Origin of the sequence: Paenibacillus taiwanensis DSM 18679 (genome assembly GCF_000425125.1) — a bacterium.
Lineage (GTDB): Bacteria > Bacillota > Bacilli > Paenibacillales > Paenibacillaceae > Paenibacillus_B > Paenibacillus_B taiwanensis.
In genome coordinates this window covers 953,090-961,754 of the sequence record NZ_KE384306.1, presented here as the reverse complement: position 1 = coordinate 961,754, position 8,665 = coordinate 953,090, and the positions used below count along the sequence as shown (strand labels likewise).

Genomic DNA, 8,665 nt, shown 5'->3' with positions numbered 1-8,665 from the left:
CAAAGTCGCACTCTACGTGAGTGCGTGGATAGAAACTTCAAGATACGGGGATGCGGATCGGTGAGTGTTTGTCGCACTCTACATAAGTGCGTGGATAGAAACTTTAAGTCGGAGCTTTAACAGGCATCTCCCTTCGGGTCGCACTCTACATGAGTGCGTGGTGTATAGAGACAACAAAGTTTTAGACTTGGGGCATTAAACTAACGGGGCAGATTAGTGGAATCATCCGATTAAAGAAAAAAAGGTGTATGATGTCGTTCAGCGAATACAAATTTAGTACCAATTTTTGTTAGTAGAGGAAAATGAAAATTAATAAATTTCTATTCCGCTCGTCGTTGTTTTTATTTCTGTTTCTTTCATTCTTTTGATATGGCTAATGCAACAAAATAAACCTCTGTATGATCAAATTGGAAAGGTAATTTCAGAATCAGATCCGGGTTAAAGTGAATTAATACATATACATGCGAATCAATTTCATAAATCGAAAGCCTTACTGGGCTTGAAATTTTAAGGCATAAAAGAAGGAGTACCTCCCCAAATCTCTAAGTGTTTAGTACCACTATCACACACTTGAGAGAGAAAGGAAGAACTCCAGATGTATAGTATTCGACATTACAACCATGAACGCATTCATCAATCGGATACAGCACGCCGTCTGATTTTGAATGCCAGTACTACTTTAATATGTTAAATCATAAAATTTTGTGTCTACTATCTTGACAGAGGTCCAAAGATAACAAAAGTAAATAAAACACGGATTTTATTAGATTGGAATGATAACATGAATTTAATGGAACTAAGAATACCACAAGGTTTCGCTATTTATTATAATAGGTTTTTTGATGTTGAACCGATATCAGACCCCAATGAAGATGATTTCTTAACAAATTGGACATTCTTTACACAAGACCTACTTCAAATAAGTAAAATGGAACTTGAAAAAGGGAGTTGGAATGTACCTAAAGATGAAAATAGAAGGATACATATTGTTTTAGGGTGGTATCCAGATTCAAGAGCGAGCGGCGAGTATGGATTAGCAATCACTAATGGGAAATGGGATACGCTAATGGAAATTAGTTCAAGGGATAGGTTTGAGATAAAACAGACGCTTGAAAAATGGTTAGAAAAATTGAACGAAGATCAGAATTATTTAAAAAATGCTGATGTTTAAGTTGACTTAAGCTTTATTTATCTTTAGAGGAAAAAAGGTTGAAGCCATTTAGAAGTAAAAGGCTCAAAAAGTAGCTGCTTAACTTCAATTTTCAAACAACGATGTTTATATTCGGTTGAGCGGATCACTGAGAAAACTCAGATTCTTTTCATAAGTGAGGGTGACAAGACAGCTCATATTATTAAAAATGGCGAATATTCGATATGGTACTCCTTGGTCGAAAACGAATTGAAGATGCCTATTACTATTCGGGCAATGAACAAAGAAGGAAATATTGTATGAAACTGGTGATGTTGGTTTTTGGAATGATTAGAACTCACCCTTCATTACGCTAACGGGTACGTTAGTTCAATAATACAGCGACAGTCTAGGACTTTATTTTCTCGTCCTTGGCTGTCGCTGTTTCAATTTCTGAGGGCAGTCTAAAACTTTATTTTCTACTGACACTAAAGAGAAAGTAAATCTTGAAATGCAAAAAAAATTTTTAGAAGAGCTAGTCAAACAACTTAAACAATATGATAAAAGTGAGGGATTTTAATGAGATACCGTTCTTTAAGACGATCATTAGTTTGAATATGTATTCTAACTTTTGTCCTCGCTTCAGCAGAAGTTATGCGATAGACACAGGTTGTCTCATGGGTTTATGATCCTTCACTCTGACTCGGCATTGTAGCTACTCACGCTGCATAATCCGTTTTAGCCGGTTGGGATTGATCTTTTTCTCCATTCGAAACAGCGCTGTAACATAATGATTGAGTTATTAATCCGTTACATAAAAAAATAGGTGTCACTCGCACAATTTGATTGCACAAATGAGACCTATTTAATATAGTAAATTTCATTACCCTCGTCACAAGGGATACGTCTACTCTTTATTTAATGTCACTTGTTTTCTGAGTGAATCACTCTTCAAATTCCTTAACAGCATCAGACATGCGACGTAGTTTTAAATATGAAACCAACGCAATTCGCCGCCCTTTAGCTCCAACTCAAAGCTACTGCCATTAGCGTAAACAGTCGTGTTCCGTGGCTCAGGAGTATTGTTCACAACGCAATACGTGCCTGTTTCTGGATAAACATGAATTTCCGTGTGGGCATCCGAGCTAAACCAGCTGTGCAGGTCGTTATCTTTGCTGCACGACCAAAGCAGCGCCCGATGCAACAAACGGGCATTTTCCGCACTATACGGCAAGCCCCCCATATAGACACAGCGACCGTTAAAGTAACGGTTCACCGCTAACTGCACTTCTTTATCCTTGCACGTTAAAATGTCAGCGCTAGTCGCATAAACATTTTTCTTACCCTCACCAAAGTTAATGTCACCTTCCATATCGGCGGTAATAAAGTGAGACGGCAATACGTCCCAATTGTATTTATCGTAGCCGAGGGTGAACCCGCGTTCTAACTCCACGCCTAGAGCATCTCCCAGTTGGAAGAAGCGGCCCTGGTGTTGAGCAGCGGAAGGCTCGCCTACACCGATAAACCCGCCGCCGCGAGCAATAAATGCGCGAATTTGCTCCATAATATACGGGTCTGTCCAGTTATCGCCACCGCCATGCGCGGTACCCGCGTCACCGACGTTAATAATGACATCCATATCATCTAACAGTTGCGGCTGCTCACGAATGTCGTCAAAGCTGATAAACGATACATCAAAAGGAGCACCGCTCAAAATTTCAATAATGCCTGCATAGCTGTAATTTTGCTTCTGGTATAGCGCATGATGCACCATATGGCAGCCCCAAGAACGCATTTTCCCCCAACAATTCAGGACTGCAACTTTTGCTAAGCATAACGGCTTCGTACGTGCCTGCTCATACAAATCGCGGAATTCATCGGCAACTTGTGTGACATAATCAACAAAGTCCGGGAAGTCGAGTGCGAGCTTTAAATAACCGCCATACCCAATACGATCTACCGGCTTACGCAAAATAGCGCGTCGTGCTGTTAACCAGTTCTCTTGTGCTTCTGCCGTTGGATTACCACCAGGGTGGAACGTATCAGGGAAAAAGTATGGCAAGAAGCGACCTTCTGTATATTTTACCCCAGGAATATCACTAATGAGGCGTAATGTTGAACCATTACCGACGCTACCTACGACTGCATCAAGCCCGATCGATTTAAACTCATCCATATAAGGCTCTGTTCCAATAAAATGATCCCCTAAAAACATCATCGCTTCGCGGCCTTCTTCGTGGGTAATATCAACTAGTTCTTTGGCCAGCTGCGCCACTTCGCGTCGTTGGAAAGCCATAAAGTCCAAGTAGGGTTGGGTTGGAATCCGATACTGGTTGTTATAGTAACCTTCGTCAATAATATATTCGGGACGGAACTTATAGCCCATTTCCCGCTCAAACTGTTCGAGAATATAAGGACTGACGCTAGCGGAATAGCCATACCAATCCACATATTTCTCCCGACGCAGTTCATCAAATAGCAGCGTAAACTGATGGAAAAACGTTGTGAAGCGGACTACATTGACATAAGGCTTGTCTCTTAAAAATTCACGCAGTCTGCCTTTCGAAAACTCCTTCGTTTTAGGCTGGCGGACGTCAAACGTAATTTGCCGTTCAAAATCTTTCCAATCATTAACGACGGCGTTGTACATATGAACAGGGTCCCAAATCAGATAGGCTAAAAAGCTAACGCTATACTCATGGAAAGCAATTGTGTTCGTAATCGTGACTTGACCACTAGCTTCATCATAACGCCAACGGTTAGTCGGCACGACCTCGCCTGTAGTGCGATCGATAACTTCCCACCAGCGATAAATATCATCACGGTTATTAACTTGTAATAAATCTTCGCTAATACCGTCTAATAAACGAATAGAAAGTTCCGCATCTATAGCTGCTACAAATGCAGTTGAAATATAACATTGTTGTACTTCGTCAGGGTTTGCTTTCGCCCATTGGTTATCTTTGCGGGTTGTATAGTAAGTCGCATATACTTTCGCTCCACATTCGGCTAATTCTTGTGGAAAAGTAGTGCCGTCTGCATCGCGTACAGCATCAGCGCCCCATAACTTCATCGTTTTCAGCGTTTCTCCTACGACATCCACATCCGTAGGGATGGTAAGGCGCCCTCTACTTTGTTTGCTCTCGTTCTGCTCGACCATTGCCATATGCTCCTTCCAAGTAACTGATTGTTGACTCCATCATACTCAGTCAGAAGGAGCGACCCAAGGCCGGATTATGACCTTCCACGAGTAAAATTTTGACCTTTACTGCAATAAAAAAAGATATAGAACTCCCTGCTCCCACAGGATAAGTTCTATACCTCTTCTAAGCTCACTTTGCTTCATAGCCATACACTTCAATTTGCGTTAGCGCCGGGAATGGTGAAGGGTCAGCGGACTTCATTAAGTTTGTTAAAGTAATTGACTCTACCTGACGTGGCGCAAGCTTAATAACCTGCTTTGCATTCGTTTTTGTGAGCGGAATGGTTTCACGATGACCATCGGAAAAGCAGAGCGTTACTTGTACCCAATAATTGTCGTGCGGAAAGTCAGCGCGCAGTGTAAGCGCGATGCAGTCTATTTCAACTGTGCGTCCAAACTGCACACTCATCTCAGCGTCGTCTTGCTGGTTAATCCCCCACGACTCGAATGGCCATGCCCCGTGACCTGCGTTAAAACAATTACCATTAATGGCATTACGCGCCGCAAACACGGACTCGCCGCGTGTTTCCACATTGGCAACCGCATGCGGATACCAACCGTCATTTTCATGGTGGTCGAACGGATTAAGAGCTACATTTTTGTAGCTGGCAATTTCGGCCACAGTCGCTTGACGCACGCTAAGCGCATGAAGGTCACCACAGAACGATTTAGGAGAATAAGAAATTTTCTTCTCTCCAAATGGAATCGTAAATCGATAACACGTTGTCGTTGCATAAATGAACGTTTCCGGCATAGCATCATCCAACTGCAACATGAAATATGGATTGGAGTGTTCACTATACACCACAATTTGATCACCCTCCTGATAAGGCTGATCATAAACAAGCTGTGCTTGCCCCAGATCCGTAGTAGCTGCCAACACGGTATGATTTATATCTTGAATTTCAATCGTAAACTGCGTTAATGGTGTCATAAGATGATCCTCTTTTCTACTTTGTGATAGGAATGGATAGATTTACGAATATTCGTTCTTATACTCACTAGGTGTTACACACATATACTTTTTGAACACTTTAGAGAAATAAGTGCGATCTGAATACCCTAATGTCAGCGCTATTTGTTCCAGCGTATGCCCAGACGTTTTTAACATTTGTGAAGCAATGTTCATTTTATATTGATGGACATAATCGGTGAAATTGCTGCCTGTCAAACGTTTGAAATAACGTGAAAAATAACTCGGGTTCAAATACAGATAGCGCGCAATATCAATCGAAGTAATGCTGTCAGCTAAATGCTGTTCAATATAATGTTGAATTTGCTGCAGCTTCGGTTCATAGCTGTTTGCACCTGTGCCTCGTCCTTGTTTTCCCTGCTTATCAGTAGACATAGCTATCGCAATTAGCGGACGCTCAGCTAAGGCAAGTACATCAGCAAGCGTTCTCGACTGATCCATATAATGATAGATTGCTTCATTGAGCCTAACGGAAGCTCCAATTGTGAGCTCGCGCAAGCAGGCTTGCAGTTCATGCATAAATGCAGCAGGTTCAATCATTCTCGTCTGAAAATGCTGCAACATCTCCCCTATAACACGTTGGATTCCCTCTATGTTCTGGGTAGCTAGCGCCTGCTTCAGTTCAATTTTATAGCTGTCCAACTCCCCCGCAGGCAATTGCAGTCTTGTTCGACCCATCGCCTGCTGCCGGTCGGTAATAAGCATTGACTCGCCTACATAAAACTCATATTTATGAGTGAACAAGGAGTGATGACACGTCCCTAGCTGCTTTAGCTGCAACTTATCACTGACCGTGACGCTTACTAGCTCCAATTTCATATATTGTTTCACACGCTCTTTTAATTTTTGCAAAAAACTGTTAAATTGCGACACGTTGTTATCTGCTAAGTTATCATGATAGTTATACACAATGACAAGATGCTGCTGCTGCAAAAATGGTGTAATTCCTTCATAGCTGCGTGCGAGCTCGTCCGCAATATTGTAGGCTGCATAACAAATTAACGATAATGACTGCTGAGAGTAATGTTTATCGTAGCTCGCATATTGCACATGAACAAGACTGAGCATATAAAAAGGTCCGTCCCACCTTACGCCAATGCTGGCAGCATAATTAAGGATCTCGTCCACATTCGTGCGATCGAGCACTCGCTGTAATAAGCCTTGTTTGAATAGCTGTGAATTGTAGCTTGAAGGTTGTACCGTAACAGATGCTGATTGTATTTTTAATAAACAGAGCGACTTAGACAAGCTTTGTTGCAATTGCTCTGCTGATAATTGATCTTTAATTAAATAATCGTCAGCCTGCAGCTTAAGCGCCTGTCTGGCGTAGTTAAAGTCTTCATGGCACGTTAAGAAAATGACTCGCACATCAGGTTTCATTTGGCGAAACTTTTCCGCTAGCTCAATACCGTTTGTTTGTGGCAAGCCGATATCTGTTATTACAATATCCGGAAGTGTCTGTTGGAACAGGTGAACTGCTTTTACACTAGAATACGTCGCAGCAACAACTTTTAATTGTAACTGTTCCCAATCTATCATTTGCTGCAACAATTTGAGCATTGGCACATCATCATCAATAAGCATCACTTTGTATATCACTTGTAGTCCCCCCGATTGATGTCACTGGAATCTGCATCCGTGCCGTTATCCCGTTATACTTATTATGTGTAAAAGAAAGCGTCGCCTCTGAACCAAAAGATAGTTTCAAGCGTTGGGCCACATTCACCAACCCAACCCGTTCATAACTAGGATCTGGTTCATCACTGCAGCGTAACACACTTTCATTTAGCCGATGTAGCATTGCTGCTTCCATACCTGCTCCATTGTCAGCCACTTCAATGAAAATAGTGTCTGTATCCTGATAAACAGAAATCCATATTTGAGATTGCTTCCACTGCGTATCATCGCCCTCTAAATCTATATCAGTATCAACAAAACCATGAATAATAGCATTTTCAACTAACGGTTGTAATAACAACTTTGGAAACTTCAGCAGTTGCAATGGTGACTCGACATCAACTTGCAGCTGAATTGGAATATCACTGCGCATTTGCATAATATCAATATAGTGAGCCATCAAGTCACACTCTTCTTGCAGCGTTGCAAGTGTATTAAATTTCATATAAGCACGCAGTAAACTCATTAAAGAGTCAATCATTCCGCTATGCAGTCGATCCTCCTGCAACATTAAGCTGCATTTAATAGAGTTAAGTGTATTGAGCAGGAAATGTGGGCGAATTTGCATAAACAGTGCCTCCAGTTCCAGCACACGTCTCTGCTCCTGCTGCCGCTCCATCTCATAAATGGACTGCTGTAGCTGATCGAGCATCAAGTTAAACGTCTTGCTTACTGCTGCTAGTTCATCTTCCCCTTTTACTTGCAACCTTACATCTAGCTTACCGTTGCCAAACTGACCTGCAACTTGCTGCAATTGCTCAATTGGACGATGCAATCGTTTGGACACAAGCAGAGCAAACAAAGAGAATATAATAACAAACAGCATGACTTCAGCAAAACCGATATAAAGTGTTCTTGAAAATATACCGCGAAACGTATTGTTACTCATCTCATACACAAGTTTCCATCCGTTTTTGCTTAATACAACTTCCGAACGCATCCGGCTGTCCATCTTGTCTGTAGCGGAGGCAAGCAATTGGGTTGAGCCGGCAATTCGCTTTCCTTGGTCATCCAAGAGCGTAACGTCCCATGACTTAACCGCTTGTAATGCATTTTCAAAATAAGACTGTTCAATGCCAATTAGCAGCACTGCTGTATGCGTTTTACTAACACGATCATAAACTACACGTGCAATATAGTATTTACTTGCGCCATCTTCCTCAAGTAGTCCTAACCACTGTAACCGTTCAGGCTGCTGAAAATTAATTTTGCTGTACAACACAGGCAAGTGCGGCAGCAGTTTAGCCGGTTCATCCTCTCCTGATGGGATAATAAACTGCTGCCGGTTTATTAAGTACATATGGGTTTGCCGATTTAACGTTTTCGAATTAATAAGTGAAAATACCGCTTTAATTTGCGAGAAATTTTCGTAGTCAGCAAAGCTGTTTAACTGCTTCACCTCGGCGAATTGACGCAAACTTGTTTTGAAACCAGCATCATTGACAATATAGTGGGAGGCGAATGTAGCATCATCAATCGTTTTGCTAAATTCCGCACCGATTACGTTTAACATGTTTTCGTTTGTTGCATGCAGCTTATCGAGCATCGATTCCTTAATTAAATAAAACGATTGCACTGATACAGCAACCATCGGTACGATAATAAACAGCATGAAGGAAAGTAACATACGTTTGTAATAAGTTAAATGGAACATCAGGTTATCGTCACTTCCCTTCCTGCCTCA

5 protein-coding genes are annotated in these 8,665 nt (G+C 41.7%); 1 reads left to right on the top strand and 4 read right to left on the bottom strand.

Going from position 1 to position 8,665, the window contains the following annotated elements; genetic code table 11:
• Positions 1–781: 781 nt before the first annotated feature.
• The gene (locus tag H509_RS0113185) at positions 782–1,171 is read left to right on the top strand and encodes a hypothetical protein (protein WP_028545499.1); all 390 of its coding nucleotides are present in this window, start codon (positions 782–784) and stop codon (positions 1,169–1,171) included.
• A 946-nt stretch (positions 1,172–2,117) separates the two neighbouring features.
• On the opposite strand, the gene gnpA is transcribed toward H509_RS0113185, so the two are convergent.
• The 4 genes from gnpA to H509_RS0113165 all read right to left on the bottom strand — a co-directional run bounded on the left by gnpA (position 2,118) and on the right by H509_RS0113165 (position 8,608).
• Positions 2,118–4,289, bottom strand: coding sequence for a 1,3-beta-galactosyl-N-acetylhexosamine phosphorylase (gene gnpA / locus H509_RS0113180; RefSeq protein WP_028545498.1), 2,172 nt, complete (start codon positions 4,287–4,289; stop codon positions 2,118–2,120).
• Positions 4,290–4,461: 172 nt separating this feature from the next.
• Positions 4,462–5,265 carry a hypothetical protein gene (locus H509_RS0113175; protein WP_028545497.1) on the bottom strand — a complete coding sequence of 268 codons (804 nt, stop codon included), beginning with the start codon at positions 5,263–5,265 and terminating at the stop codon, positions 4,462–4,464.
• Between the two features lie 42 nt (positions 5,266–5,307).
• Positions 5,308–6,903 (bottom strand): response regulator, encoded by a 1,596-nt coding sequence (locus tag H509_RS0113170; RefSeq protein ID WP_028545496.1) that lies wholly within the window; start codon positions 6,901–6,903, stop codon positions 5,308–5,310.
• Complete coding sequence (locus H509_RS0113165) at positions 6,878–8,608, bottom strand: sensor histidine kinase (protein ID WP_245596037.1); 1,731 nt, start codon at positions 8,606–8,608, stop codon at positions 6,878–6,880. Before H509_RS0113165 ends, H509_RS0113170 begins: the two co-directional genes overlap by 26 nt.
• Positions 8,609–8,665 lie beyond the last annotated feature (57 nt).

Coding starts and splice junctions, on each gene's coding strand:
- H509_RS0113185 (WP_028545499.1), top strand. CDS start 782: ATGAATTTAATGGAACTAAGAATACCACAAGGTTTCGCTATTTATTAT.
- gnpA (WP_028545498.1), bottom strand. CDS start 4,289: ATGGTCGAGCAGAACGAGAGCAAACAAAGTAGAGGGCGCCTTACCATC.
- H509_RS0113175 (WP_028545497.1), bottom strand. CDS start 5,265: ATGACACCATTAACGCAGTTTACGATTGAAATTCAAGATATAAATCAT.
- H509_RS0113165 (WP_245596037.1), bottom strand. CDS start 8,608: ATGTTACTTTCCTTCATGCTGTTTATTATCGTACCGATGGTTGCTGTA.